The 25,151-nt window shown below is 59.3% G+C and carries 29 protein-coding genes and 1 pseudogene; 15 read left to right on the forward strand and 15 right to left on the reverse strand.

Annotation, left to right across the window (positions count from 1 at the left end; genetic code table 11):
* Nucleotide 1 precedes the first annotated feature (1 nt).
* On the forward strand, nucleotides 2-553 hold the full coding sequence (locus tag WA367_RS03555; protein ID WP_336055405.1) for a sigma-70 family RNA polymerase sigma factor: 552 nt from the start codon (nucleotides 2-4) through the stop codon (nucleotides 551-553).
* Nucleotide 554: 1 nt separating this feature from the next.
* Here WA367_RS03555 and WA367_RS03560 read toward each other — a convergent pair whose 3' ends face one another.
* Both WA367_RS03560 and WA367_RS03565 read right to left on the reverse strand, forming a co-directional pair.
* The gene (locus tag WA367_RS03560) at nucleotides 555-998 is read right to left on the reverse strand and encodes a response regulator (RefSeq protein WP_336055406.1); all 444 of its coding nucleotides are present in this window, start codon (nucleotides 996-998) and stop codon (nucleotides 555-557) included.
* A gap of 108 nt (nucleotides 999-1,106) precedes the next feature.
* Nucleotides 1,107-2,285, reverse strand: coding sequence for an AI-2E family transporter (locus tag WA367_RS03565; protein WP_336055407.1), 1,179 nt, complete (start codon nucleotides 2,283-2,285; stop codon nucleotides 1,107-1,109).
* A gap of 42 nt (nucleotides 2,286-2,327) precedes the next feature.
* On the opposite strand from WA367_RS03565, the gene WA367_RS03570 reads away from it, so the two are divergent.
* The 4 genes from WA367_RS03570 to WA367_RS03585 are packed head-to-tail and all read left to right on the forward strand — an operon-like array spanning nucleotide 2,328 to nucleotide 3,843.
* Entirely contained in the window at nucleotides 2,328-2,621 is a 294-nt protein-coding gene (locus WA367_RS03570; protein ID WP_336055408.1) for a DUF883 family protein, read from the forward strand.
* Between the two features lie 13 nt (nucleotides 2,622-2,634).
* Nucleotides 2,635-3,075, forward strand: a complete 441-nt coding sequence (locus WA367_RS03575) for a hypothetical protein (RefSeq protein WP_336055409.1) — start codon at nucleotides 2,635-2,637, stop codon at nucleotides 3,073-3,075.
* Between the two features lie 18 nt (nucleotides 3,076-3,093).
* Nucleotides 3,094-3,330, forward strand: a complete 237-nt coding sequence (locus WA367_RS03580) for a hypothetical protein (RefSeq protein WP_336055410.1) — start codon at nucleotides 3,094-3,096, stop codon at nucleotides 3,328-3,330.
* 9 nt (nucleotides 3,331-3,339) lie between these two features.
* On the forward strand, nucleotides 3,340-3,843 hold the full coding sequence (locus tag WA367_RS03585) for a Dps family protein (RefSeq protein WP_336055411.1): 504 nt from the start codon (nucleotides 3,340-3,342) through the stop codon (nucleotides 3,841-3,843).
* 53 nt (nucleotides 3,844-3,896) lie between these two features.
* On the opposite strand, the gene WA367_RS03590 is transcribed toward WA367_RS03585, so the two are convergent.
* Nucleotides 3,897-4,805 carry a diacylglycerol/lipid kinase family protein gene (locus WA367_RS03590; RefSeq protein ID WP_336055412.1) on the reverse strand — a complete coding sequence of 303 codons (909 nt, stop codon included), beginning with the start codon at nucleotides 4,803-4,805 and terminating at the stop codon, nucleotides 3,897-3,899.
* A gap of 264 nt (nucleotides 4,806-5,069) precedes the next feature.
* Between WA367_RS03590 and WA367_RS03595 the strand changes: the two genes are divergently transcribed.
* From WA367_RS03595 to WA367_RS03610, 4 genes and pseudogenes are all read left to right on the forward strand, one after another.
* The gene (locus tag WA367_RS03595) at nucleotides 5,070-6,185 is read left to right on the forward strand and encodes a PRC-barrel domain-containing protein (protein ID WP_336055413.1); all 1,116 of its coding nucleotides are present in this window, start codon (nucleotides 5,070-5,072) and stop codon (nucleotides 6,183-6,185) included.
* Between the two features lie 178 nt (nucleotides 6,186-6,363).
* Nucleotides 6,364-7,296: a VOC family protein gene (locus WA367_RS03600; protein ID WP_336055414.1), complete on the forward strand. Its 933-nt coding sequence runs from the start codon at nucleotides 6,364-6,366 to the stop codon at nucleotides 7,294-7,296.
* Nucleotides 7,296-7,895 (forward strand): annotated as a pseudogene (locus tag WA367_RS03605) (alpha/beta hydrolase); the annotation flags it as partial. The gene WA367_RS03600 and the pseudogene WA367_RS03605, both read left to right, overlap by 1 nt.
* A 33-nt stretch (nucleotides 7,896-7,928) precedes the next feature.
* A complete protein-coding gene (locus tag WA367_RS03610) occupies nucleotides 7,929-8,195 on the forward strand; it encodes a GNAT family N-acetyltransferase (protein WP_336055521.1) in 267 nt (88 codons plus the stop codon).
* Between the two features lie 11 nt (nucleotides 8,196-8,206).
* Here the strand turns inward: WA367_RS03610 and WA367_RS03615 are convergent, their stop codons facing one another.
* Genes WA367_RS03615 through ectA form a run of 5 tightly spaced genes read right to left on the reverse strand, consistent with a single transcriptional unit; the run spans nucleotide 8,207 to nucleotide 12,921 of the window.
* Complete coding sequence (locus tag WA367_RS03615) at nucleotides 8,207-9,697, reverse strand: aspartate kinase (protein WP_336055415.1); 1,491 nt, start codon at nucleotides 9,695-9,697, stop codon at nucleotides 8,207-8,209.
* A gap of 22 nt (nucleotides 9,698-9,719) precedes the next feature.
* On the reverse strand, nucleotides 9,720-10,652 hold the full coding sequence (gene thpD, locus WA367_RS03620) for an ectoine hydroxylase (protein ID WP_336055416.1): 933 nt from the start codon (nucleotides 10,650-10,652) through the stop codon (nucleotides 9,720-9,722).
* Between the two features lie 49 nt (nucleotides 10,653-10,701).
* Complete coding sequence (locus WA367_RS03625; RefSeq protein ID WP_336055417.1) at nucleotides 10,702-11,097, reverse strand: ectoine synthase; 396 nt, start codon at nucleotides 11,095-11,097, stop codon at nucleotides 10,702-10,704.
* A 6-nt stretch (nucleotides 11,098-11,103) separates the two neighbouring features.
* Nucleotides 11,104-12,393: a diaminobutyrate--2-oxoglutarate transaminase gene (ectB, locus tag WA367_RS03630; protein WP_336055418.1), complete on the reverse strand. Its 1,290-nt coding sequence runs from the start codon at nucleotides 12,391-12,393 to the stop codon at nucleotides 11,104-11,106.
* Nucleotides 12,394-12,435: 42 nt separating this feature from the next.
* Nucleotides 12,436-12,921: a diaminobutyrate acetyltransferase gene (ectA, locus tag WA367_RS03635; protein WP_336055419.1), complete on the reverse strand. Its 486-nt coding sequence runs from the start codon at nucleotides 12,919-12,921 to the stop codon at nucleotides 12,436-12,438.
* Between the two features lie 248 nt (nucleotides 12,922-13,169).
* Here ectA and WA367_RS03640 point away from each other — a divergent pair, with 248 nt between their 5' ends.
* Both WA367_RS03640 and WA367_RS03645 read left to right on the forward strand, forming a co-directional pair.
* Entirely contained in the window at nucleotides 13,170-13,646 is a 477-nt protein-coding gene (locus tag WA367_RS03640) for a MarR family winged helix-turn-helix transcriptional regulator (RefSeq protein ID WP_336055420.1), read from the forward strand.
* A 127-nt stretch (nucleotides 13,647-13,773) separates the two neighbouring features.
* Nucleotides 13,774-16,317 carry a TIGR02302 family protein gene (locus WA367_RS03645; RefSeq protein WP_442935535.1) on the forward strand — a complete coding sequence of 848 codons (2,544 nt, stop codon included), beginning with the start codon at nucleotides 13,774-13,776 and terminating at the stop codon, nucleotides 16,315-16,317.
* A 3-nt stretch (nucleotides 16,318-16,320) separates the two neighbouring features.
* Here the strand turns inward: WA367_RS03645 and WA367_RS03650 are convergent, their stop codons facing one another.
* Nucleotides 16,321-17,304, reverse strand: coding sequence for a DUF2125 domain-containing protein (locus WA367_RS03650; protein WP_336055422.1), 984 nt, complete (start codon nucleotides 17,302-17,304; stop codon nucleotides 16,321-16,323).
* 65 nt (nucleotides 17,305-17,369) lie between these two features.
* Here WA367_RS03650 and WA367_RS03655 point away from each other — a divergent pair, with 65 nt between their 5' ends.
* Nucleotides 17,370-17,897, forward strand: a complete 528-nt coding sequence (locus tag WA367_RS03655) for a gamma-glutamylcyclotransferase (protein WP_336055423.1) — start codon at nucleotides 17,370-17,372, stop codon at nucleotides 17,895-17,897.
* Here the strand turns inward: WA367_RS03655 and WA367_RS03660 are convergent.
* From WA367_RS03660 to ftsE, 4 genes are all read right to left on the reverse strand, one after another.
* Nucleotides 17,894-18,685, reverse strand: coding sequence for a lysophospholipid acyltransferase family protein (locus WA367_RS03660; protein WP_336055424.1), 792 nt, complete (start codon nucleotides 18,683-18,685; stop codon nucleotides 17,894-17,896). The two genes, WA367_RS03655 and WA367_RS03660, sit on opposite strands and share 4 nt — an antisense overlap.
* A 93-nt stretch (nucleotides 18,686-18,778) precedes the next feature.
* Complete coding sequence (locus tag WA367_RS03665) at nucleotides 18,779-19,474, reverse strand: YdcF family protein (RefSeq protein ID WP_336055425.1); 696 nt, start codon at nucleotides 19,472-19,474, stop codon at nucleotides 18,779-18,781.
* A gap of 103 nt (nucleotides 19,475-19,577) precedes the next feature.
* Nucleotides 19,578-20,504 (reverse strand): cell division protein FtsX, encoded by a 927-nt coding sequence (locus WA367_RS03670; protein ID WP_336055522.1) that lies wholly within the window; start codon nucleotides 20,502-20,504, stop codon nucleotides 19,578-19,580.
* A 138-nt stretch (nucleotides 20,505-20,642) separates the two neighbouring features.
* The gene (gene ftsE, locus WA367_RS03675; protein WP_336055426.1) at nucleotides 20,643-21,302 is read right to left on the reverse strand and encodes a cell division ATP-binding protein FtsE; all 660 of its coding nucleotides are present in this window, start codon (nucleotides 21,300-21,302) and stop codon (nucleotides 20,643-20,645) included.
* Between ftsE and WA367_RS03680 the strand changes: the two genes are divergently transcribed.
* The 3 genes from WA367_RS03680 to WA367_RS03690 are packed head-to-tail and all read left to right on the forward strand — an operon-like array spanning nucleotide 21,303 to nucleotide 23,087.
* A complete protein-coding gene (locus tag WA367_RS03680; RefSeq protein ID WP_336055427.1) occupies nucleotides 21,303-22,121 on the forward strand; it encodes a hypothetical protein in 819 nt (272 codons plus the stop codon).
* Nucleotides 22,121-22,663, forward strand: coding sequence for a hypoxanthine phosphoribosyltransferase (gene hpt / locus WA367_RS03685; RefSeq protein ID WP_336055428.1), 543 nt, complete (start codon nucleotides 22,121-22,123; stop codon nucleotides 22,661-22,663). The genes WA367_RS03680 and hpt overlap by 1 nt, the downstream gene beginning before the upstream one ends.
* A gap of 58 nt (nucleotides 22,664-22,721) precedes the next feature.
* Nucleotides 22,722-23,087: a response regulator gene (locus WA367_RS03690; RefSeq protein ID WP_336055429.1), complete on the forward strand. Its 366-nt coding sequence runs from the start codon at nucleotides 22,722-22,724 to the stop codon at nucleotides 23,085-23,087.
* Here the strand turns inward: WA367_RS03690 and WA367_RS03695 are convergent.
* Nucleotides 23,084-24,019: a prephenate/arogenate dehydrogenase family protein gene (locus tag WA367_RS03695; protein ID WP_336055523.1), complete on the reverse strand. Its 936-nt coding sequence runs from the start codon at nucleotides 24,017-24,019 to the stop codon at nucleotides 23,084-23,086. The two genes, WA367_RS03690 and WA367_RS03695, sit on opposite strands and share 4 nt — an antisense overlap.
* Before the next feature lie 4 nt (nucleotides 24,020-24,023).
* Nucleotides 24,024-25,124, reverse strand: coding sequence for a histidinol-phosphate transaminase (gene hisC, locus WA367_RS03700; RefSeq protein WP_336055430.1), 1,101 nt, complete (start codon nucleotides 25,122-25,124; stop codon nucleotides 24,024-24,026).
* Nucleotides 25,125-25,151 lie beyond the last annotated feature (27 nt).

Genomic DNA, 25,151 nt, shown 5'->3' on the forward strand with positions numbered 1-25,151 from the left:
CATGAGTAACACTCCTAATTTCCGCGAGGCGCTACTGGCGGCCGTGCCGGTACTTCGTGCTTTTGCACTCTCGCTTTCAAAAAATGCAGATCGTGCGGACGATCTCGTGCAGGAAACCCTCGTTAAAGCTTGGGACAAGCAGAGCAGCTTCCAGCCGGGCACGAACCTGAAGGCATGGCTGTTCACGATCCTTCGCAATGAATTCTACTCGCAAATGCGCAAGCGCAAGCGCGAAGTGGAAGATACCGACGGTTCCATAACCGCAAGCCTCTCCATTCACCCGAGCCAGGATGGTTCTTCGGATCTGAATGATTTCAGAAAGGCTTTGGCGCGCCTTCCGGAAGATCAGCGTGAAGCGATCATTCTTATTGGCGCAAATGGCTTTTCATACGAAGAAGCAGCAGAGATCTGTGGCTGTGCTGTGGGTACGATCAAGAGCCGCGTCAGCCGCGCCCGCACCCGTCTACAGGAGATCCTCTCCATTGAGGGTGAAGGCGAATTCGGGCCCGATCCGATTGCCGCTCAGGTTACAAGCGCAGCGGGCGTTGCTTGATCTAACTTTTGACTGCCGATAGCGAAACGAGCACCTCCAGCAGGTGCTCGTTCGCAAATGGTTTCTCCAGGACCGGAGCCTGAGGAAACTCCTGAAAGAAGGTCTGGTCCGCCGTATATCCAGATGCAAATGCAAAGGGTATCGAAGCCGCGTGCAATAGTGCCGCGAATTCACGCGTGGAAGCTCCGCCGATCTTGGTGTCGAGCACTGCCACATGCGGGCGCGGCTCAAGCAATTCGCTGCTCAGCCGTGAGAGATTCGTGGCAATCACCACATCCTGCGCCCCATTCTCCTTACAGAACTCTTCAAGGTCCATCGCGACGATGGCTTCTTCCTCGACAATGAGCACGCGCATTCCGGTCAGTGGACGGTTGTTCAATATGCAATCCTTGAGTGAGGGTCGTTCGTCCCATCGCTCCTTCTCATTGATTTGAGTGCGCGTCATTTAAAAATGATGCCGAGGGCGAACTGTTTTGTGAGGTGACTATCACCAAAAAGCCGGAATTCGCATTAGCACCCGGGGTGGCCCGGCTTTTGTTATCCGTCCCTGGTGCTAACGATCCGCCTCTGGTGGCATGCCCCAATTGATGCCGGGGATCAGGTTCCGTCCGATCGCAAACACGATCAGGAGGGCCGGGATGGCGATGAAGCCGCCCACCGGGCCCCAGAGCCACAGCCAGAAAGCCACCGCAAGAAATACGATGAATGGGTTGAGCGTCATCTGCTTGCCGATCACGGTCGGCGTCACGAACTGCGCTTCCATCGCGTTGATGGTGAGATAGACCAGAGGCGGCAGGAAAGCTCCAGCGAATGTTTCAAAGCTCGTAAGCCCTACACCGAACAGGATTACCGCCATTATGGCCGGGCCAATATAGATGACGAAATTGAGTATGCCCGCCAGCGCTCCCCATAACATTGCAGAAGGAACACCGATCAGCAGAAGCGCGAGGCCGACCGTCAGCGCCAAGCCAATGTTGATCAGGGTTATCGACAGCAGATAGCCGGACACCAGATCCTCCACTTCCCGGAAAATGTGTGCTGCTCGCCAGCGCAGTCGGCGATCAATGAAGAATTTCAGAATGGTGGAGCGGGTCTGGTGGCGGGTCGCTACAAAGAAGTAGAGGCTGGCCAGGAAGATTAGGAGCTGGGCAAGAAGGGTCGGTGCGAGCACGGCCACGCTTTCGACCGCTGATTCCTCGTCGACATTCACAGTCATCTGCTCGCTGTTGCCGGTCACGCTTTGCAGTTCTTCCTGAAGGCTGCGCACGGTCTCCAGTGGTTCACGCAGACTGCTGAGTTTCAGTTGCAGCTCGCCCCAGAGCTGAGGGACGCGTTCGCTCCATGAAGCAAGTGGTGCAACGACTGCCGTGCCCACGCCAATGATGATGAAAATGAACAGAACGACCGAAACTGCTGCTGAAACCGTTGGTGGAAGGCGCCAGCTTTCCAACTTGTTGGCGACAGGTCCCATCATCAGCCCCACCACAACAGCCATCGTGAAGGGGGCGAGCAGGAAGCGTCCAGCCTGGAGAATGAAGATGACCGCCAACAGCGCCATAAAGATGATCGCAAGCTGAGCGCCACGGGCAAGCGTCAGTTCCAGATTGGACTTCGGCGGCAATCTTACAACTGGCGGTTTCTTCCGGGGCTGGCGGGGCATGAAATGTTCCATCTTCAGGTAACCATCAACGACTTCATCAGCTACCGGTTCCAGAAGAGGGAACCACTGCATGGGTCGAGCGTTGTTGAGGCAGCTTTTCAAAGGAGCTCATTCATGCCGAACACCACTTCCACCGCTAAATCCTCAGCATCTGAAACGACGGCCAACGAAGCCCGCACGCGGGATCTGGAAAGCGACATCCAGCGGCTCAGGGACGACATTACTCAGCTGACGGCGCATCTGAAGCAGACGGGAGACAATTCTCTCGCACGCGCCAAGGATGCCGCCAGGGAGCAGGCCCGCAGCATTGAGAAAGATCTGGAAGAGCGGGTGCGCGAAAAGCCGCTGCACGCACTGGCCATGGCGGCAGGAGCCGGTTTCTTCCTCGCCATGATGTTCCGCCGCTAACAGGGCCAGATTGATGCTTGCACGACTCCTGACGCTGCTCACTACAGGCGAAGTGTCGATCCTGAAGCGGCGCATCATGGTGTCGTCCATTGCCTATGGGCTGGCGGGCATTTTCGGGCTGTTCGGGCTCGTCTTTCTGGTCATGGCCGGCTTCATGTGGACGGCAGAGCAGATCGGACCCATGGCTGCCGCGATCTATTTCGGCATCGGGTTCTTTGCCATGGTTGTGGTGACGCTGATCGGTCTGCGTATTGCCTCGGCACTGCTTCGGCGTGCACAGCGCCGAAAGCTTGCCGCTGATCGGAACATGGTCGCAGGCGCCTCGGCAATGGCAATGCTGCCAACCCTGATGAGCAAGAAGGGCGGCTTCAGCGCGGGTCTCATCACACTGGCCGGATTCGCTGGCTACATGGCCTGGCGCGAATATGAGCGGCGCTCACACAAACGACGTTGAATCTGCAAGGAGCAGAAAATGAGAGAGAAGCTGCCGGAGAACAAAGCGCGGCAAGGCCGTACGGGCTTTCCTGTCCTCATCGTGCTGATCGCCGGGTTGATCCTGGCGGCCATCGCCTGGTGGGGGGCCGAGATCTATGGCGTTGCCATCGATGAATCACAGCCGGTGGAGACCCCGGCTTCCGAAGACACGCCGGACGGTGCCCAAGTCGATGATGAAGTCGACGCTGAGCTTGATCCGGATGCAAACCAGTAGGAGTTGACGATGAGTGACGCTGTAGAAGTACTTCAGCCGAAGACACGACGCGACAAGATGAATGTCGGGCTGACGGAAGCCGATCGCAAGGAACTGGCGCAGGGCCTGTCCGAAATACTCGCAGCCACCTACCAGCTTCTGATCAAGACCCACGTCTATCATTGGAACGTGGTAGGCCCGTTGTTCCACACCATTCATGTCCTGACCGAAGAGCAGTATAACGAGCTCTTTGAGGCGACGGACATCATCGCTGAGCGCATCCGCGCGTTGGGTCATCATGCACCCGCGGGCAAGGGCAAGGAACAGACGGTTACGCTGAATGCTTCCGGCCGATCGGCACTGGAGATGGTAGAAGACCTGATTTCCGACCATGAAGAAGCCGTGCGCAAGATGCGCGAAGTAGGCACGGCTGCGGATGAGAAGGGTGATCTGGTTACTGCCGACATGCTGACGGCTCGACTGACGTTCCACGAGAAGGCCTTGTGGATGCTGCGTGCGACGATTGCCGACTAGGTCGGATTCTCACTAAAGACGTCTCGAACCGCCGGATCATGTCCGGCGGTTTTTTATTGCTCGGTAGGGGACGGGGCGAGTACGCGAAGAACTTTCGGATGCAGCTTCACCAGCATATCCTGAGCCAGCGGTTCCAGCTCCCCGTCGATGGCGCATTTGAAACGCGGATCGAGATAGGGAAGGTGTAACTTAACCCATTTCGCCTGGTGAATTTCCACCTGGTCATTCTTGCGCCAACGCCCGATTGCCATATTGGCGAAGAAGAAAAAGAGGTCACTGCGTCGTGCGGCCCGGGTGACATACAAGCCAAGTGTCCCCCCGTCCGGCTTGTCGGTAAAGGGCAGGTGTCCCTCACCATAGAGGTTGTTCGTGACACTCAGGCTTTGTGTCACCGCCTCGAACCTGGTGATATCGCTTTCCACTTGCACGAGGATGTTGTGTGGGTGCTGGAAAGTGGCAACGGCTGCACGCGTGGAAGCAAAAATCTTCCCCACCCGACCGCGAAAGGTAAGTTTTTCGCGCAGGTCTATGAGTTGTGGGTGCATGCCGATCGATAACTGGTGAACCAGATACCGGCCATTCACGCTCGCAAGATCGACCTGTTTTATCTTCCCCTTCGCCAGAGCTTTGATTGCTTGGTCGAGATCTAACGGCATGCGCAGACTGCGAGCGAAAAGATTCATCGTCCCGGCAGGTAGCACCGCCAAGGCCTTATCGCTCTCCGCAAGCTTGCCTGCAGCCAGTGAAATGGTGCCATCACCTCCGCCGGCCATCACGACGTCGATATCGGTCGCGGTCGCCGCCTCATCTATGGCTTTGACAATCTCGCGACCGGCAACTGCGCGGACGGTAACTTCGTGCCCTTCCTCACGCAGCAGCTCGATCAACCGCGGGGAGAACACCTCGATATCGAGGGAAGAGAGTGTGCCGCCGTCGCGGTTGAGAATAGCCAGAAATCGCATGGCACTACTTTGTATTGGGTGCAGACGCCACACAATGGGGCAGAAGCGAAACCGTTCCCATCAGGCAACTTGTCTTTATTGTCGAAGATTGCACAGCCGACTGACCATTCTCGAATCAAACTAAGCATTGCGAAAGGAACACGCGGAACCGTTTGTGGGGGTCGGCGTTGTAGGCAGGTGATGGCCGCGCTGCTGAACGTCACTGCCAAGATCAGTCAGTAGCACGGCCTGTACAGATAAACGCTGCACATGGAGACCTATATCATGATCCGCAACCTTTTGGCGACTACCGCGATTGCAACGCTGGTTTCCACCGGCGCATTCGCTCAGACGTCCCAGCCAGCCGACCCTGCTGCCACCACTGCACCTGTACAGCAGGAAACCCAGATGACAGTTCGCGCCGAGGGCCATCTCGCTTCCAATCTGATGGGCGAGAATGTCTATAATGGCTCCGGCGAAGAAGCCGAGAGCATCGGTGAAGTGAACGACCTGGTTCTTGACCAGGAAGGCAAGGTTCAGGCCATCGTAGTTGGTGTTGGCGGCTTCCTTGGCATCGGTCAGAAGGAAGTGGCTCTTGAGTATGACCTCGTTGAGTGGGTCGAGCGCGATGGCGACCGTTTCATCGTTGTTGAAACGACCGCAGATGCCCTGAAGGCGCAGGAAGAGTTCGATCGCGCCGCGTATCGTCCGATGCCGGCTGATGCCGATGTCGCAGAGACGAAGCCTGCAACCAAGGAAGATCTCGCAGCCGCTCCCAAGCCGGAAGATGCTGAAAACGCAGAGGGCACGGATGGCCAGATGGCGGTTGTTCCTGCCGACAAGCCTGAGCAGGCTGAAGAGCAGGCCGCTGATGCCGAGCCGGCACGTGACGCGGTGAAGGATGACGAGCAGACGGCTGAAGCCGAAGTCGTGAAGGAAGAAGAAGCTGCCGAGGCGGCCGAAGCTAAGGAAGGCACTGAAGATCGCGTCGAGCAGGAAACTGCTGAGGCCGAGCAGACTGCCCAGCCGACCGACGAGACCCAGACGGCTGCCATTGACCGCAACAGCCTGAAGGAAGCTTCCACTGATCAGATCAGCGCTGACGACCTGATGGGTACCACCGTCTATGGCGCCAACGAAGAGGATGTTGGTGAGATCGGCGACGTGATCCTGTCCAGCGACGGCAAGGTTGAGGCGATCATCGTTGATGTCGGCGGTTTCCTCGGCATCGGTGAGAAGGAAGTCGCCATCAGCATGGAGAACCTTGTCTTCATGGCCGACGAAGATGGCGAACTCTACCTTTACACCGAGTTCACCGAAGAGCAGCTCGAAGGTCAGCCTGAATATGACGAGACGAGCTATGCCGAGAAGCGTGACGAGCAGCTGATGCGCGTCGAGTAATCCGGTTAAAGCTTAGCCAAGGCAAGGGCCCCGCGCAGAAATGCGTGGGGCTTTTGTTTGCCTGAGAAAGCCACTGTCTTTCATCTGTGAACAATGCATCTTCGGCTTGGAGGCTGTAAGTATTGTCACCTTCGCGCCATTTGTTCTGATGACAATCGAGCGCCAAGGGAGAATTCCGATGCTCCAGCAAATCCAGGGAATCCATCACATTACGTCAATGTCGCGCGACGCGCGTGCAACTGACCGCTTTTTCACCAAGCAGCTTGGACTGCGGCGTGTGAAGAAGACGGTGAATTTCGATGCACCCGATATATACCACCTCTACTATGGCAACACGTCCGGTGTGCCGGGCAGCGTGATGACCTATTTTCCGTTCCCGAACATCATTGCCGGAGTGCGCGGTACGGGTGAAGTGGGTGAGACTTATTTTGCAGTGCCTTCGGGCTCCCTCGACTACTGGTATTCGCGCTTGGCTGAAGCTGGCTCACAGCCGGAGCGGATGGTCCGGTTTGACCAGGAAGTCCTGGTATTCACCGGCGTGGATGGCGATGGATTCGTTCTGGTCGAGCAGGCCGATGATCCGCGTGAAGCCTGGACCGGCGGCGGTGTATCCGTAGATCATGCCATCCAGGGCTTTAACGGCGCCAGGATGGTTCTCGCCGACGCGTCAGCCACGAAGGAGCTGCTGCAACTGATGGCTTTCCGTTCGATGGGAACAGATGGCGCAGTGGAGCGGTTTCAGCGCAATGGCGGTAATGGTGCCGAAGTGATCGACGTGGAAACCCGTTCCGACTTACCTCGTGCACGTGAAGGTGCCGGTTCTGTTCATCACATTGCGTTTGCGGTCGCTGATGACGAGGCACAGCTGAAGGTTCGCGAAACGCTGGTTGAAGCTGGCATGCGGATCACGCCGGTGATCGACAGGGATTACTTCCACTCCATCTATTTCCGCGCGCCGGGCGGTGTACTTTTTGAGATCGCCACCAATGAACCTGGGTTTGCGCGGGACGAGGATCCCGACCATCTGGGCGAAGAGCTGCGTGTTCCTGCACAGCACGCACATCTGAAGTCGCATCTGGAAAAGGTGCTGCCAGCAATCGGAGACGACTGATGAGCATCAGCTTGTACGAACATGCCGTACTCCCCGGTGATGGAGCCGGGGAGACATTGCTGGTTGTCTTCCATGGTACCGGTGGGAATGAAAGGCAGCTTCTTGCGCTGGGCCAACGGGTTGCGCCCGGGGCCCGGATCATCTCACCGCGCGGCGACGTGAGCGAGCAGGGTGCTGCGCGGTTTTTCCGGCGCACGGCAGAAGGCGTCTACGACATGGATGACCTCGCGCGCGCGACGGAGAAGATGCGTTCTTTCGTTCATGCTCACCGGCATGCCTCGGGTGCCAGGCGGGTTTTGGGACTTGGATATTCCAATGGCGCGAACATTCTCGCCAGCGTGATTCTCAAACAGCCACAATTGTTCGACCGGGCGGTGCTGATGCACCCTTTGATCCCGTTCAAGCCCGAAATAGCCGGTGAGCTGTCGACGCGGATGCTGATCACCGCAGGCAGGCGGGATCCGATTTGCCCTCCGGACCTGACGAACCGGCTTGCGAGCTGGTTACAGGCGGCGGGCGGAGACGTACTCCTTAACTGGCATGACGGCGGCCATGAACTGCGTGAGGCCGAGATTGAGGCCGCACGTGAGCTTTTTTCCCCCGACGGCGAACAGGATGAAGCCGACGAAATCGTGCACGAGGGTTCCCCGGAAGGGGGACGTTATGTCTATGCGGCGGGTAAAGATGAGGCGGAGCTAACCTACGCGCTGGCAGGCGGGCGCATGATCATCGATCACACTTTCGTGCCGCCGGCCTTTCGCGAGAAGGGTATTGCACTGAAACTGGTCAAGCGCGCGGTGAAGGATGCGCGGGAAAGAGGATGGAAGGTCACGCCGCTGTGCTCCTATGCCGCCGTGCAGTTTCGGCGGCATGAGGAATGGCAGGATCTATTGGCCTGAGAAGGCGGTGTTCAAGCCGCCTTCTTTATCGGAGTGGCTTCCTGGCTTTCGATGAAAGTGCTGTGGAGCGCCTTCACCGCCTTGTCGCAATCCTCGCTGCGAACAACGAACTGAACGTCCACGCAGCGGCCGGTTTCATGCGAAGAAATCGGCTCTATTCCGGCCTTGTCCAGAGCCTGCAGGCCCTTGAGCATCACGCCCAGCCCCTTCAGCTCGCGACCGATAACCGAAACGATGCTTGCGCGGCGCGTGGTGATGCGCGCTGAAGGATAACGCTCCTTCAGGTCACGCTCCACGCGGCGGATCGCCTTCAGGGGCGCTTCCACATGGTGCACGATCGAATTGGCGTTCGAAGTCTTCGAGACGATGCGTACGCGGTGGCGGGTCAGCACCTCCAGAATGGCGGCGTCGTAGCCCTTCACCCCGACCATGTCCTGCTCGAACAGTTCGAAAGAGGTGATCGGCAGGCCGGTGACCATTTCGACGCCCGGCTCGGTTGCCGGTTCTGCATCGATGAGTGTGCCCGGGTCATGCGGCTCGAAGGCGTTCGCCACGCGCAGCGGTACACCTGCCTGACGCAAGGTCTTTGCGGCGTTCGGATGGATCGCTTCCATGCCCATATTCGAAAGCTGATCTGCAACGTCGTAGTTCGTGCGTCCGATCTTGCGGACATTATCTGTACCCACCAGGCGCGGGTCGGCGCTGGAGAGGTGGAATTCCTTGTGAATGATCGCTTCACGCGCGGCAGTCAGTGCGGCGATGGTCGCGAAGGTCACCTCGGAATAGCCACGATCGAACTCGCGCATCAGGCCTTCGCGGCACTGGGTGTAGCCGGTGACGATGGGAAGTTCGCGGGCGAATTCGACATCGGCGAATGCGCGTTCGATGCGCTCATGCAGATCCGGCTGCGTCTCATCGCGCCAGCCTGTCAGGTCGATGAAACGTGCATTCACGCCACGGCGGCGAAGAAGCAGCGTCAGGTTGTTGGCCGAGTGGGCTTCGCCCAGGGCCGAAAGCATCTCGCGGATCGTGTGCATGTGCTCCACGAGCTGGAAATGACCATAGGAGCAGAGGCGCTGCAGATCGATCAGACAGCCGCGCGCACCTTCGATGCGTTCGCGCACGAAGTCGTCAGCCGCATTTCGGTCGCCGGCATCGTCGAAGAGCTCGGCGTTGATCTCCAGCATGGCACGGCTGACATTGGACAACGCATCCATCCAGCCGTGATCATTGTCGGCATGGGCGAACAGCGCATAGACGCCGGGCTCGCCGGACTTCTTGTGTTCCAGAAGCTTGTCCGTAATGCCGCCGAAAGCAGAGACGACGAAGACACGCTCGTAAAGGTCAGCCTCCTTGCGGTTGCCGATCAGGATCGTATCCAGAAGTTCGCGCGCACGGCTCATCGACGTGCCGCCGATCTTCTCCACAGTATGGTTGCCGCGCTTCTCTTCCGGCGCAGCGCGCATCTGCGCGCCACGCTTCGTTTCGTTCTCATGTTTCATGTCTGGTCTGTAGCCTTTCTGGTTATACCAGGCGTCCCGTCTCGACCTTGACCGGAGTCGGCTCGCCACGTTCGGCGAGAAAGTCTGGACGGGGCTTGCTTGCGCCGAACGGCTCGGTGAGCTGGTTCGACATGGCGTTGAACACGAAGAAGGCATTCGAACGCGGGAACGGTGTGATGTTCCCGTTGGAGCCATGCATCGTGTTGCAATCAAAGAGTACGAGTGTGCCAGCCTTGCCTGTGGCCGTCGTGATTCCGTGGTCCGAAGCAAGCTTGGTCAACGCCTCATGTGAGGGGACACCCACTTCCTGCTTCTTGAGCGAGGTCTTGTGATTGTCCTCCGGCGTCTCTCCTGCACAGGCAATGAAGGTCTTGTGCGACCCGGGCATGAGCATCAGCGGACCGTTATTGCCGTCATTGTCCGTGAGCAGCAGGGAGGCCGAGATTGCACGCATGCGCGGCATGCCGTCTTCCGCGTGCCAGGTCTCGAAATCAGAGTGCCAGTAGAATTCCTTGCCCGTGAAGCCTGGCTTGTAGTTCAGGCGCGACTGGTGGATGTAGACGTCATCACCAAGCAGGAAGCTGACGATACCAGCCAATCTGCGGTCAGAAGCCAGACGCATGAAAAGCGGGCTCTGCTCCGGCAGCTTGAAGATGGTGCGAACCTCGTCAGAACCGGGTTCGGTGACAACGCTGCCGTCGATGAGGTCACGTTCGCCGCCGCGCAACGCAGCGGATTCAGTCACGAGTGCATTGACCTCGTCTTCAGTGAAAAGATCCTTGAGTATCAGAAAACCGTCACGATCAAACTGATCCGCCTGCTGGGCGGTAAGTGGCGCGTCGGGACGCCATTGGGACCAGACCACCTTATCCTCGCGCGGCAGCCACTTTTCTTCATGCAGCCGGCTCGGATAGGGGTCGCTGGTTCGCTCAACCGGGTTTTTGATGGCAGACATTTCGCTTCTCCTTCTTCCTTTGGATTGGAAGGCGCGAGAAGTTCTTATCTCACGCCTCTTCGGCCTCGAGTGCGTAGGAGCCGTCTTCCTGGTGAACTTCCTTGCCCGTCACCGGCGGGTTGAACACACAAGCCATGATCATCGGCTTGTCGTTCGCGCGCAGGATGTGCTTGTCGTGCTTGTCCAGCGCGTACATCACGCCCGGGCGGATCTGATGGATCTCCCCGGTCGCAAGATCCTCAATCGAGCCTGTACCGTCCACGCAATACACGCTCTCAAGATGGTTCTTGTAATGCATCTCGAGTTCGGCGTTGGCGTGGATCGTGGTGATGTGGAAGCTGAAACCCATATTGTCGGACTTCAGGAGCAGGCGAACACTGTCCCACCCATTGGAATGGATATGGCGTTCGGTGCCTTTCGCTTCGTTCAGGTCACGTACGATCATCTGAAATTACTCCGCTGCAATCTTGGTGGAACGTGCAATTTCACCAACGGCCTCTTCAAGAATGTCGAGACCACGGGAAAAGGTTCCAATTTCAATGTTGATCGGGCACAGGATCTTCACGACCTCGTCATGTGCGCCCGAGGTTTCGATGATGAGACCTGCTGCAAAGCAGCGTGCGCAAATCTCGCTTGCAAGCTCACCGGAGCCGACATCGATACCCTGCATCATGCCTCGGCCCTTGAGGCGCGCATCGGGAAGCATGGCCGCGATCTCGCCCAGGCGCTTCTTCATAAGGTCGGCGCGCTTGCGGATCTCGGTCTGGAAGTCGCTGTCTGCCCAGTATTTCTCAAGGGCAACCCGCGCGGTCACGAAGGCATGGTTGTTGCCTCGGAAGGTGCCGTTGTGTTCGGCAGGTCCGAAAATGTCATGCTCGGGCTTGATGAGCAGCATCGCCAGCGGCAGACCGAAGCCGGATAGCGACTTCGCCATGGTGATCATGTCAGGCTCGACACCCATCTCCTCGAAGGAGAAGAAGGAGCCGGTGCGACCGCAGCCTGCCTGAATGTCATCGACGATGAACATCGCGCCATGGGCACGGGCGATCTCGGCCACACGGCGCACCCAGTTGCGCGAAGCGGCGTTAAGGCCACCTTCGCCCTGAACGGTCTCCAAGATGATGGCTGCCGGCGGTTCAATGCCGCTGGATGGCTCCGAGAGCATACGGTTCAGGAAGTCAGCCGTGTCGACATCCTTGCCCATCGAGCCCTCGAAGGGCATGCGGGAGACACCGGTCAGCGGCACACCTGCACCGCCACGGTGATAGCCGTTGCCGGTGGCGGCCAATGCACCAAGCGTCACGCCATGAAAGCCGTTGGTGAAGGAAATCACATTGGTGCGGCCCGTCACCTTGCGCGCAAGCTTGAGCGCTGCCTCGACGGCATTGGCGCCGGTCGGGCCCATGAACATCATGCGGTAGTCCATGTTGCGCGGCTTGAGCACGATGCGCTCGAATGCCTCCAGAAACGCAGCCTTTGCGCTCGTATGCATGTCGAGCCCGTGAGTGACGCCGTCATTGGTGATGTAGTCGACAAGGGCCGTCTTCATGTCCGGGTCGTTATGCCCGTAATTGAGCGAGGAGCAGCCGGCGAGGAAGTCGATATAGTCCTTGCCGTCAGCGCCCGTCAGCACTGCGCCTTTGGCTTTCTCGAAAACAACCGGAAAGCTGCGGCAATAGGATCGCGCAGCCGATTCCCGGCGTTCAAACACAGCTTTATCGTCCGTCGTAACGGTCGTCATGATACTTCCTTTCGGGTTGGTTCGGTGCGGGCGCGCCTGCCTTCAGGCGGCGCTGCGTGCCGCATTCATCAGCGAGATGGTCACCATGTGCTCGGTGGCATGCTCGCCGTCGAAATGTTCTTCCTTGCGGAAGTAGGGCTCGTCGCTCAGCTTTGCGCCCTGTGAGCGGGCAAAGGAGCGGAAAAGCGCCCAGCTGGCATCGTTGTCGCGGGTGATCGTGGTCTTGATCGTGTCGACCTGGTCGCAGCAATCACGCTCCAGCAGTGCGTTGAGCATGCGCTTTGCAACGCCCTGACCCTGCGCGCGCGCGTCGACGGCCACCTGCCAGACGAACAACGTGCTTGGATCATCAGGCATCAGATAGCCTGAAATCCAGCCCAGAACCTCGCCGTCATCGCGCTCGGCGACGACACAGGTGTCTGCGAAATGATCGCACTGCAGGAGGTTGCAGTAGAGGGAATTCTCGTCGAGCGGTTCGCAGGAGCGGATGAGATTCCACACAGCCGTGCCGTCCTCCGTAACCGGCATGCGGAATGAAATTGTCCCGGAATTTTTCCGGACAAGTTTGATCTCACTGGGGCTCATGACTCTCCTCTTCGTTGCGCTGAATATTACGATCAGCGAACCATATTTCAACCGCTGAACAGCAAAAAAAGTTCATTTTGGGCCGCAAAACCCGCTAAACGACGGGAATCAATGGCGAAAAATCTTTCGCTAATCAAAATAAAGAATTTCTGCTATCAAAACACCGGTGGGCATCACGTTCAGGTGGGGCAATGGAAGACCGGACACAGACAACATTGATCGCGCTCAGGCGCATATTGAGGGCGACGGAACTTAACGCGCGCCGGCTCGCCAAGGCGACGGGGCTAACGACGCCGCAATTGATCGTATTGGAGATTGTGACGGCAGCCGGGCGGGCAACCCCAAAGGATATTGCCGGCAAGGCCGGTATCGGTCAGGCGACGGCAACCTCACTGGTCGACAAGCTGGAAATCGCAGGGCTTGTCACGCGCACCCGTGGCGAGCGCGACAGACGCGTCGTGTGGGTGGCGCCCACGGATTCAGGCAAGCAGATGATCGAATCCGCTCCCGATCCGCTGCAGCGAACATTTTCCGACCAGTTTGAACGGTTGCCCGATTGGGAGCAGGCCATGATCGTGGCCGCTCTGGAAAAGGTCGGTGCCATGCTCAATGCCGAAATGATCGACGCTTCGCCGCTTCTGGATGTGGGTGCGGTGGATCGCAGATAAGGCGTGGGCCATAAGGCAATCGTGAACGTATCGAGGCGGGAAATGCCCCCACATGCCTCGCCTTCGCCGTGATTGCTGTTATCCTCATTCCCTACGCATGAAGGCGTGATTGGCACGGATCGCAGATATGGCCGAAACGAGCGACAACAGGGTTTCCCGCGAGCATGGATCGCTGATGACGCGCCTTGGCAGGATGCGTGCCATCACACGGATGACCATGGTGTTCGAGCGGCTATGGCCGCTCCTGCTGCCCATTGTGCTCACCACCGGCTTGTTCCTCAGCCTTGCCTGGCTGGGCGTGTTTCGCGTCGTGCCGGAATGGCTCAGAATTGCCATTCTTCTTGTTCTGGGCGTTTGTCTGCTTGTTTCCTTCTGGCCATTCCGCAGCCTGAAACAGCCAAGCGAACCGGAGGTGGATAGGCGCATCGAACAGGCCAACCGCCTGCAGCATGCGCCCGCCGCCACGCAGCGCGACCGCCTTGCATCGGGTGGTGAGGATGCGTTCTCCCGGGCGCTGTGGTCAGAACATCAGGCTCGCATGGCCAGGCAGCTTTCGCAGGTCCAGAGTGACTTGCCGCGCACGCGCGTGCCCGACCGGGATCCCTGGGGGCTGCGGGCGGTAGTGGCACTGCTCTTCGTGACAGCGCTCGCCTTCTCGGTCAGCCCGATGAGTGGCAGCGTGTCGGACATTTTCGGTGGCGGTGCCGACGCAGAAGCTGCGACGGCGCGCGTCGATGCATGGGTGACGCCACCGTCCTATACCGGCAAGGCACCGATCTTCCTTACCGCGGAAGCGAATAGCGGGCAGGAAAGTTTCTCGGTTCCGGTAAACAGCCAGTTGCAGGTGCGTATCAGTGGTGGCGGAGAGGGCACCTCACTCTCCTTTCGCTCAGATGGGGAGGATGCAGCGCCTGTTGCTCCCGAGGCTTCCGGTGAAGGCGCTGGCGGGCGGCAATTCTCCCTGCTTCTCGACCGCAAAGGCCAGGTTGAGCTGGGTGGCGGCGGCGTGGCTGACAAGGCCTGGAGCTTCCAGATCATTCCCGATGCACCGCCACAGGTAAGCTTCACGGAAGAGCCGCGGCGCGCGGCCAATGGTGCGCTGGAACTCATATATTCCATCACGGATGATTACGGCGCGGTAAGCGCCGTGGGTGTTCTCGAGTTGGAAGAGATCGACCCGAAGGCACAGGCGCTTTACGAAGCTCCGGAAATCGTACTCGGCCTGCCGCGCCGCAACGCGAAGGAAGGTGCGGCCAAGAGTTCCGTCGATCTCACCGAACATCCATGGGCAGGCAGGCCTGTACGGCTTGTCCTTGAAGCGCGCGATGCTGCAAACCAGGTCGGGCGCAGCGAAGCCAAGGTGTTCAAGCTGCCGCAGCGGCCGTTCACCAATCCCATCTCGCGGGCCTTGATCGAGCAACGACAGATGCTTGCACTTGATGCACGCGAGCGCGAGCTGGTGGCGCGGATGATGGATGCTGTGCTCTTGTGGCCGGAGGAGACCTTCGATGAGCCGCAGCATTTTCTCCTGCTTTCAGCGGTGAGGTCGAAGCTTGGCATGGCGCGCAGTGAAGACGCGCTGCGGCAGGTGGTTGACGACCTTTGGGAGATCGCACTCATTATCGAGGATGGCGATCTGACGGCAGCCGAAAAGCGACTTCGGCAGGCGCAGGAGGCCTTGCGTCAGGCACTGGAGGACGGCGCAAGTGACGAAGAAATCGAACAGTTGATGAGCGAGCTGCGCGAGGCCATGCGCGAATTCCTGCGCGAATTCGCCGAGCGTAATCAGCAGCAGAATAACCAGTCTTCCCAGAGCCAGAACGCGCAGACCATGACGCAAAGCGATCTGGAGCGCATGATGGATCAGCTGGAGGAGCTGGCAAAGAACGGCGCACGTGATCAGGCGCAGGATTTGCTTTCGCAGTTGCAGGACATGATGAACAACCTGCAGGCCGGGCGCCCGCAACAGGGGCAGAACGGCCAGCAGCAATCCCAGATGCGACAGCAGATGGATCAGTTGGGAGACCTGATGCGCCGCCAGCAGGAACTCATGAACGAGACATTCCGGCTTGACCAGCAGCAGCGTGGCAATCAGCAGGGGCAGATGAACCAGCCCGGCCAACCCGGTGGCGAGGGTGAGCAACAGGGTGAGAACGGGCAGGGCATGACGGCAGAAGAATTCGCTGATGCCTTGCGCGAGCTCCAGCAGGGTCAGGGTCAGCTGCAGCAGGAACTGCAGGGGCTGATGGAGGGCCTTGAGGGAATGGGCATCCAGCCGGGCGAAGGCTTCGGCGAGGCCGGTGAGGCCATGGGTGAGGCCGAAGGCGCTCTTGGTGAAGGTGAGGGCGAACGGGCTGTCGGTGAGCAGGGACGTGCTCTTGAAGCCATGCGCCGCGGCGCACAGGACATGATGAACCAGATGCAGCAGGCCATGCAGGGGCAGCAGGGTCAGGGCCAGCAGGGGCGCGCGCAGGGGCAGAACGGGCAGGACCCGCTCGGACGGCCGCGCGCGAGCACCGGGCCGGATTTCGGGGATTCGGTCGAGGTGCCAGACGAGATCGACCGCCAGCGTGCGCGAGAGATACTGGATGCCATACGCAAGCGTCTGGGCGACGCGTTGAGCCCTGAACTGGAAAAACAGTATCTGGAGCGCCTGCTGGAGCTACAGTAGTGCCTAGAGCGGCGGGATTTCTCCTAGCGGAATGAATCCCAGCATCATGCGGCCCTTGTTGATGCGCAGCTCCATCGGTTTTTGAGCCAGCCCCAGGACCAGCGGTCTGACACCGTCGATCTGTCCGGCAAGTTCGGGTGCATTATCTGCGACGAAGGTCAGTATCTGTTCAACGTCGCGCACGGAAATCTCCAGAAGCCCGTTAACGCGTCCATCGTCATCAATGCTCAAAGGGCCTGAAGCGGCGATCTGTGCGGTGCTGCCGGACTGGCTGATTACCAATTCATCGAGTAGCCATTCGGTGCCGCGCAGATTGCTGGAATTTGCCAGAATGATTTCCTCGCCATTCTTCAAGGTGGCAGCAAATCGCGCGTCAAGCGCCGGCAGCGTGATTCCTGCAGCCTCGGAGGCCACCGCTTCGCGCAGCAGTCCTGCCATCTGAAGATTGCCGTCATGGCGTCGGGCATGAAATTCGCCGAGCTCGGCCGTCGCCAATATCTGCGAGGGCTCCTCTTCCAGCGCGATCCGGAGCTGGCGCGTTTCACTCGAGAGGCGTTGTGGCAAAGGATGATCAAGGCGAATGCTTGCGCGGAAAATATCCCATTCGATTGTCAGAGGTGCGGTAATCGGCAGTTCCAGCTCGGCGGGGCCGTCAAGCTCACCGACCAGGTGCTGCGGCTGGTAGACCTGGGCTGCGGAGCGGAACTCACCAGCACGAATGGAGATGCCTCGCTGAACATTTTCGTAAAAGACGCTGCCGCAATGAAGGCCGATGCGGAAGGGGTAGCCGCGGGCATCCGGCTCCTCACAATGTGCGCGGGTGCCGTTTCGGTTCAGCTTTGCGACGGCTTCCTTCGCTTCGGCTTCGAGCTTCCCTGCGAGATAGAACCAGCCGCCGGAATAGGCGGCGATTGCGAGAACAATCGCGGCGGCAAACCAGCCGAAGCGACGAAAGATCCGAGATCCACCGGCATTTCTTGACGTCATGGTCCTGCTCCCGCTACTCGCTCCACATCGCTGCATCGGCGATAACACGCAACTGGCAGGTGGAAATGGACGATTTTTGGGTCTTTGGCTACGGCTCTTTGATGTGGCGTCCCGGTTTTGCCCATGTGGAAACCATGAAGGGACGCCTGTTCGGCTATCGCCGCGCCCTTTGCGTTCGCTCCCACGTCCATCGCGGAACACCGGAGAAGCCTGGACTGGTGCTCGGACTTGACCGCGGCGGCTCGTGCCTTGGCCTCGCATTTCGCGTGCCGGGAGACTTGCGTGAGGAGGTCGTGACCTATCTTCGTTCACGCGAACTGGTGACAAATGTCTATCTTGAGCGTCAGTTGCCGGTACGGCTGGCAGATGGACGGCAGGTCGAAGCCTTGACCTATGTTGTTGACCGGAGCCACGCGCAATATGCTGGCCGGATGGACATGGCACATGCAGCCGAGACGGTCGCCGCATCACACGGGCAATCCGGACCCAACAACGAATATGTGCTCAACACGGTTGAACATCTCGAGGCGTTGGGAATACAGGATCACTGGCTGAAGGGCGTAGCGAAGCTTTTGCCCAGACACCCCGTCTAGACTCGCTCCAGCCCACGCAGTTCCGCCAGGCGTGCTGCAGCGGTTGGTGGCATTGGTGGCGGATTTTCGCTATGGGCTGCATCAAGCAAGAGCTCGTCGCAGGCCGTTTCTGTTTCACGCACAAGGCGGTCCTGGAACTCGGCACGGGAGAGGCCCGGCGGGATCGGTGGCAGAAACCGTGCCCTGATCGTTCCGGGATAGCGCAGGAAGCGGCGGCGTGGCCAATAGAGGCCCGCGACATGGGCAATGGGCACCACCGGTACGTCAAGCTGACAGTAGAGCTCCACGATCCCGTATTTGTAGGCGGGCTCTGCACCGGGAGGGCGGCGGGTGCCTTCGGGATAGATGATGAGCTGACGGCGCTCCTGCATGCGCTCACGCGCTTTCGCAACGGCCTGGCGCAGTGCCTTCGACCTGCTTCCGCGGTTGATCGGGATCATGCGCATCTTGGCAACATACCAGCCGAACAGCGGTATCCACATCAATTCGCGCTTCAGAATATAGAGTGCGTCGGGGATCACGGGAAGAAAGGCAAAAGTATCCCAGAAGGACTGGTGCTTTGGTGCCAGAATGCACGGCCCTTCGGGCAGATGTTCCAGCCCCTGAATATCAACCTTTGTTCCGACGATAATGCGGTGAAGCCACATGCTCGTGCGCGCCCAGGTTTTTGGTGCAAACCAGGCCATGCGGCGAGGCACCACGAAATAGATGGGCGTGAAAATGATCATCAGGACGATCAGATTGACATAAAACGCGATGTTGTATGCCAGGGAGCGAAGCTGCAGCATATCGGCTATCCATTCGGTCGGGCTGAGATACCCTTCTGCCGACGTGGTTAGCTCAACTTTCCCGAGGCGGAAAGCCCCGCAGCATCACTGCCACTACTGAGCGGAGACGTTCGCGCGCACCATCTCGTATGGTTCAACCGCATTGGTGACGGGAAGCATACCGCGTGCAAGGGCAGCGACATATTTGGAATATTCCGTCGCGAGCACGCGAAGCGCATCGGGTTTGGAAAACCAGACATTGCTGCGAAGAGGTGTATTGACCACCGGGTAGGGCTGGAGGTCAGCCTTGGGCAGGATGCGGCGCATTTCCAGAAGGCTGCGCGGCATATGGTAGTTGTTCGTTACCACGATAATGCTGCCATAGGTGTTGGCGGCTGCCCATTTGGCGCTTTCTTCCGCATTGCCGATCGTGTTGAGGGCTGCGCGATCGATATCGACGCAGCAATCGAACAGCCTCTCCTCACCGCCAGTGGCAAGGCGAAGATCTTCCATCCGCGCCTTTGGGTTGACGCCACTGATGAGCAGGCGCTTGCCCTTGCCCGCCTTGAGGAGGTCAACCCCGGTATCAAGGCGCGATTGGCCGCCTGTCAGCACCACAATGCCATCTGCGGCCGCGAACTCGGCGGGTGTCTCAAGCGAAGCGATGTGGGCGGCGAAAACGGCAAAGCCACCGACGAAAGCGGCCGAAAGGAAGAGGCTACCACGCAAGAGCCACCGCGACGTCAGGGCAAAGCGCGACGTCTTCCGGTCGGGTATATGCGTCGAATCGGTGTGTGCCATACTCGTCATATAGAAAGCGTTATCTCACAATTTAGGCAAGTAGAGGACGCCCTCGTATCGGGTATGCAAAAAGAATAACGCGCTGAATCAATGCGTGAGCCCGCCCTGAAGGTCAGGTCTCGATGCGCTTCAGGTAGCTGATGACCGTGAAATGGGAGGTTGCAGCGGTCAGGATGGCGATCACGCAGACGATCAGACCGACCCCCATATAGCCGGACATACCGATGGCGAAGTTGCCGAACAGTGCCGATGCCTGATCCGCTTCCGGCGTGGCAACATTGCGCGCAGACCACCAGGAAAACAGCACGAAGACAATGATCGCCGCCAGGCCACCAGCTGCAGCACCGCGCATGCCGGCAAGCAGGAAGTGGCGGCGGAATTGCCGCGCGATATAGGGTGCTTCGGCACCGACGAAGTGGAGCACCTCGATCACGTGGCCATTGCCCGACATCGCACCGCGGGTGGCGAAGATAACGGTCAATGCTGTGGCGACAAGCATGAGGCTCAGGACCGAGAGGCCGATGGTCACCGTGGTTCGCGCCATCGCGACCAGCCGGTCGACCCAAGTGCGGTGGTCATCCAGGTTGGCTGAGGGCACCTCCTGCGACAATCGCGCCCGCATACTCTCGAAATCCGGCTTCTCGCGCGGGTCGATGGTGACGATGACAAGGCGGGGGACCGGCAGTTCCTCCATATCCAGGCCTGTGCCCAGCCAAGGCTCCAGGAGCCGGGCCGTGGCTTCATTGTCCACGATGGTTGCCTGCAGAACACCGCTAAATTCTCCGGCGATTTCGCGTGCCTTCTGCAGTGCCGCGTCAATATCTAGGTTCTCGTCCGGCTTGATCTGGATGGTCGCCTCGCGCGCGATCTGCGTCTGCCAGGTGGCAGCGGTGTCGCGCACCAGCGTTACCGCCCCGAGCGTCAGGCAGGAGAGGAAGGTCATGATCGCGATGACCAGCACCATGGCGCGGCCGGCAACATTGTCCGGCGGTACGATGGGCGTGCGCCGTCGTGTCGCCTTGGCAAAGGGTCGGCGCAGAGCCGATGTGGCTGTTTCAGCAAGTTGGCGCCATCCAGCTTTGGGTGCCGACCTTCCGGGTTTCGGCTTGGGACTGGATTGTGGGCGTGCGGCGTGTTGATTCACGAGCGCCTCCGAGGTGAAGGCCGCCGGACGAGGCTATTCATAGACATCAAGCCTCCCGCCTGACAGGACAAGCCTTCGGGCGTCCACCTGATCCATAAGCCCGATATCGTGGGTGGCAATGACGACCGCCGTACCCATTCGGTTCAGCTCGATAAGCAGGCGCAGAAGACGCCGGGCAAGCTGAGGGTCCACATTGCCGGTGGGTTCGTCGGCAAGAAGGATGCGCGGCTGCTCGATCAGCGCGCGGGCGATTGCGGCGCGCTGTTTTTCGCCGCCGGACAATACGGGCGGAAGCACATGCATCCGGTCGCCGAGACCCACCCATTTCAAGAGGTCGGTAACGTCGTTTCGGTAGCTTGCCTCTTCACGGCCACGCACACGCAGCGGCAGCGCGACGTTCTCATAGGTCGTGAGGTGGTCGAGCAGGCGGAAATCCTGGAAGACAACGCCGATGCGGCGCCGGATATGAGGCAGTTCCTCACGGGTAATGCGCGCGCGGTCCTTGCCGAAGATCGTGATAAGCCCGCGGGTCGGCTTCAGCGACATGAAAAGCAGGCGCAGGAGGGTGGTCTTGCCCGTCCCCGAAGGACCGCTCAGGAACTGGAAGGAGCGTTCGGGAATGTTGAGCGAAATGTCGCGCAACACTTCCGGACCCATACCGTATCTCAGACCGACATTTTCTAAGCGGATCACGTGGCACGACCTGCTGGTTGGAGTGATGAAGCGGCGAAGGCCTTCTGCCAGGCTTCATCCGACCTTCAGATGAACATGGTTAATTCGTCGTTAAGATTTGCGTGCTTCGGGCAAATGTTAACCATTGGGGTCTATACGCTGGAGACTGACAGAAAAAGGACCCTTGGCACAAAAATGGGTGCAATGGCGCGTTTCAGTTCCACAGGTTTGGTTGCGGGCAGTCACTTCGGGGCAGAAGGCCGAGCCTCCCTCGCAGGTGGTGGCGATATCGTCGATGCCGAATACGAAACTGTGAGCCACCCTTTTGGTCCCGTGGCGGGATTGGGCACCAACCCGGACAAAAGCGCATCCGCAATCGGCACCGGCTTTGCCAGTCTGGCTGGTGGGCAAGTGCCAAGCGGGGATCACGCGGGTCGCGGAGGCATGGCCTTTTGGGTGGCGGGTGCGCTCATTGCGTTCTGTGCATTCTGGATGGCGGGCGGGCATCAATTGCCCTCATTTCTTGGCTCCCTGCTGCAGGGGGAAGCTGCACCCCTGCGGTTGGAAAGCACTTCCAGCCGCGTTCTTCCGGCAGGTGACGGCCAGCGTTCGGTGGTGTTGGTGGAAGGGATGGTCGAGAATGACGGTCACGATGTGGCCGCAGTTCCCGGGCTTGTGATCACGCTGGCCTCCAGTGACGGACACAAGATGCACCATTATCTGGGGACAAATGAAGACCAGCTGGAGCCGGGCGGACGCATTGCCTTCTCCGGTCGGCTGGTGGCCCCTAAAGAGGGGGTCCAGTCCGTTTCAGTTTCTTTTCAGGAGTTCGCCCGCTGATGCATCAGGTGCGTGGCAAGGAAATCGAGGTACTCTTTTCGGCGTCGACGATCGCGCGCCGCAATCTGGAACTTGCGAAAGAAATCGCAAAGCGCGACTACAAGGATCTCCTGGTCATTTCGGTGTTGAAAGGCTCCTTCATCTTCGCGGCCGATCTCATTCGCGCGATGAATGATGTGGGCATCTCGCCGGAAGTCGAGTTCATCATGATCTCTTCCTATGGTGCAGGTAAAACCGCCGGTGAGATCAAGGTCCTGCGGGATATCGACAATGATGTGCGCGGGCGCGACATTCTGCTCATCGACGACATCCTCGAATCAGGAAATACGTTGAAATACACGCGCGAACTCATGCTTTCGCGTGGGGCAAACAAGGTGGACATCGCCGTTCTTCTCGACAAGAGGTCGCGTCGAAAGGCAACGCTGGACGCGGATTTTGTCGGGTTCGAGTGCCCAGACTACTTTGTCGTCGGATACGGAATGGATGTAGCACATGCATTCCGTGAACTGCCCTTCGTTGGTGTGATCAAGGGCGAAGACTGAACCTTTCGTATCCGCTTGCGTTCAGTGAACCGTAACGATTTGCGGCGAGATTGACGCCATGGCTAGACTTCTCATTGTTGAAGACGACGTTTCCGTCAGAACCTTCACCGCTCGTGCCCTTGCGGCTGCCGGTCACACGGTAGAGACCGCCGAGGACGGCATGGACGGGCTCGACAAGATCAAGGCTGCGGAAGGCAGTTTTGATCTGGTGCTTTCCGACATCCGCATGCCGGCCATGGACGGCATCGAGATGGCGCGTGAAGCGGCAAGCACCTTTCCTGACCTGCGGCTTTTGCTCATGACCGGCTTTGCCGATCAGCGCGAACGCGCGGCAGAACTCGATGGCACCGCCAAGGGCGTCGTCAACAAGCCCTTCACGCTCGCGGAAATCCGCGACCGCGTCGGCGAGGCGCTCGCAGCCTAGTCCTTCTTCGGATGTGCAACGACGTGGCGGCCGAAATCCGGCACGTCGATATCCTGACCCGCCTCGATGATCGAGCGGCGAATGGCGCGCGTGCGGGTGAACAGGTCGAACAGCTTGTCGCCGTCGCCCCAACGGATCGCGCGCTGCAGTGCGGAAAGATCTTCCGAGAACCGTCCCAGCATTTCGAGGATCGCATCCCGATTGTGCAGGCACACATCCCGCCACATGGTGGGATCGGACGCGGCAAGGCGGGTAAAGTCACGAAAGCCGGAAGCGGAATATTTGATGACTTCCGATTTCGTCACCGTCTCCAGATCATCGGCCGTACCAACGATGTTGTAGGCAATGATGTGGGGCAGGTGAGACACGATAGCGAGCACCATGTCGTGATGCTCCGGGTCCATCACCTCCACGGTTGAACCGCACCGTTCCCAAAAACGGGTCAGGTTTGACACCGCTTCCTGGTCGGTCCCGGTGGGTGGAGTCAGAATGCACCAGCGTCCTTCAAAAAGTTCCGCAAAGCCTGCATCGGGGCCTGAATGCTCGGTGCCGGCGATCGGGTGGCCGGGAATGAAATGGACATGGTTGGGCAGTTCGGGCTGCATCTGGGAGATGACGGAGCCCTTGGTGGAGCCGACGTCTGTAACGATTGCGCCGGGCTTTAGTGTTCCCGCAATCGCCTTGGCGACGGTGCCGGATGCGCCGACGGGAACGCTGACGACGACAAGATCGGCACCTTCAACCGCCTGGGCGGCATCCTGAAAATAGGCATCACCCAGTTCGAGCGCTTCGGCGCGTTTCAGCGTCTCGGCGCTCCGGGTCGAGACGATGATCTCGGCCGCCAGATTTTCACGGCGAATGACTCGTGCGAGCGATGAACCGATCAGGCCAATGCCGATCAGCGCAACCTTCTCAAACATAGGTTCTGTCATGGCCTCAGCCATTCATGAACTCCGTAAGGGCGGCGACGACGCCGCGATTTGCTTCTTCGGTCCCGACACTCATGCGCAAGGCGTTGGGGAAGCCGTAGGCGGTGACGCGACGCAGGACGAAGCCACGCGAGACGAGATGCTCGTCGGCCTCTGCCGCGCCCTTGCCTTTTGCATCGGGGAAGTGAATCAGCAGGAAATTGCCGACGCTGGGGGTCACTCTCAAGCCGATCCGCTCAAATTCCTTCGTCAGCCAGTTCAACCACTCGTCGTTGAACGCCACCGCCTTTGCCAGATGTTCGCGGTCGCGGATGGCCGCAGCACCTGCCGCGATCGCCATTGCGTTTACGTTGAACGGGCCACGCACGCGATTGATCGCGTCCACCACATGTGCCGGACCGTACATCCAGCCGATGCGCAGGGCGGCAAGCCCGTAGATCTTGGAGAAGGTCCGCGTCATGACGACGTTCTGGCAGGAGGAGACGAGCTCCACGCCTGCCTCATAGTCGTTGCGGTGCACATATTCCGCATAGGCTGCGTCGATCACCAGCAGAACATGGGGCGGCAGTCCGGCCTGCAAGCGGCGGACCTCGTCCACCGGGAGGTAGGTTCCGGTCGGATTGTTCGGGTTGGCGAGGAAGACGATCTTGGTGCGCTCGGTGACCGCGGCAAGGATTGCATCAACATCGGCGCGCGCATTCTTTTCCTTGACGACGACCGGAGTTGCGCCGTTGGCCAGCGTCTGAATGCGGTAGACGAGGAAGCCGTGCTCAGTGAAAACCGCCTCATCGCCTGCACTCAAATAGACATGAGCGAGCAGTCCCAGGAGTTCGTCCGAACCGTTCGAGCAGAGAATATTGGCAGGGTTCAGCCCGTGGATTTCCGCGATCGCATCACGAAGCGCGTGGGCTGCGCCGTCGGGATAAAGCTCAAGATGGTTCGTAACCGCCTGCATGGCTTCTATGGCCTTGGGCGAAGGGCCAAGCGGTGTCTCGTTGGAAGACAGCTTGTAGACCTTTGCCACGCCTTCGGCCGTTTCGCGGCCGGGCACATAGGCAGAAATTTCCATCACGCCGGGTTTCGGCTGGGGGCGGTCGGAAGAGCTCATCGGAAGTTCCCACGGGTTGAAGCCGCC

Source organism: Nitratireductor sp. CH_MIT9313-5, assembly GCF_037029545.1.
Classification (GTDB): Bacteria; Pseudomonadota; Alphaproteobacteria; order Rhizobiales; family Rhizobiaceae; genus Chelativorans.